Origin of the sequence: Clostridium sp. ZBS2 (assembly GCF_023845855.1) — a bacterium.
Taxonomy (GTDB): Bacteria; Bacillota; Clostridia; order Clostridiales; family Clostridiaceae; genus Clostridium; species Clostridium aquiflavi.
Window position 1 is genome coordinate 446,354 of record NZ_JAMQIF010000010.1, and the last position, 1,120, is coordinate 447,473.

General features: G+C 28.1%; 1 protein-coding gene. It reads left to right on the top strand.

The annotated features are described in order from the left end of the window. The first annotated feature begins 102 nt into the window (after nucleotides 1–102). The gene (locus NG918_RS08390) at nucleotides 103–891 is read left to right on the top strand and encodes an HAD family hydrolase (RefSeq protein ID WP_252212529.1); all 789 of its coding nucleotides are present in this window, start codon (nucleotides 103–105) and stop codon (nucleotides 889–891) included. Nucleotides 892–1,120 lie beyond the last annotated feature (229 nt).

The window sequence follows — 1,120 nt, forward strand, 5'->3', positions numbered from 1 at the left end:
ATTCCTAAGTTCAATTACTCAGCCCACTTTGCTTATGCATATATCAACACTTTGCTAAAACATAGCCTAAATTAAAAGTACAAGCACTTTAAGGAGGACTTTATGATAAAATTAATCGCAACAGATATGGATGGAACTTTATTAGATGAAAAGGGACATTTACCAGAAAGCTTTACAGAAGTTTTAGATTTAATAACAGAAAAAGATGTTAAATTAGTTATAGCTAGCGGTAGACCATATGCTACATTACAAACAAACTTTGGCCCAATAGCTAATAAACTATCATATATTACTGATAACGGAGCATTAGTATATGATAATAATGAATTAATATTTAAAGATGTTATAGATAGAGATTTAGTACAAGATATAATAAAAACAGCTAGAAAAATAGAAAATACAACTATAGTATTATGCGGAGCAGAATGTGCTTATTTAGAAAATTGTTCTGAAGAATACTTAAAAGAAATACAAAAATATTATGTGAAATATGAAGTTGTTGAAGATATCTCTAAAGTTGAAGATGATATAATCAAAGTTACTGTATGTGATTTAGATCACGCAATTAAAAATTCAAATCCAGTTATAAATCCATTATTCGGAAATGATTTAAACGTGGTTGTAGCTGGTGAAATCTGGCTTGATATAATGAATAAAACAGTAAACAAAGGTACTGCTTTAAGAAAAATAATGGAAGCTGATAATATCTCAAAAGAAGAAACAATGGCATTTGGAGATTACTATAATGATATAGAAATGCTAAATGAAGCTGACTTTAGCTTTGTTATGAAAAATGCTCCAGAAGACATGAAACAACATGCAAAATACATAGCAGAAAGCAATGAAGATTACGGTGTATTAGGAGCTATAATGGAACATGTGGTTCTATAATATCCAAGTGTTAATATATGCATAAATTGAAACTTAAATAATTCCTTGCATAGAAAAGGAATAACATTATGGAAATGGCAATTTTTACAACATTTTTAGCTACCGAAGTAGTTCTTTATTCAGTTGCTAAAAATAAAGGTAAGTAATTTTTCTCTGTATATAAAATAAATACCTTGTAAAGTATGTGTTAATATATGTAATAGGCAAATTGGCATTGTAATTGGACTTT

What these genes read in the sequence shown, in the direction of transcription:
- NG918_RS08390 (WP_252212529.1), top strand. Translation starts at nt 103, where the DNA reads ATGATAAAATTAATCGCAACAGATATGGATGGAACTTTATTAGATGAA.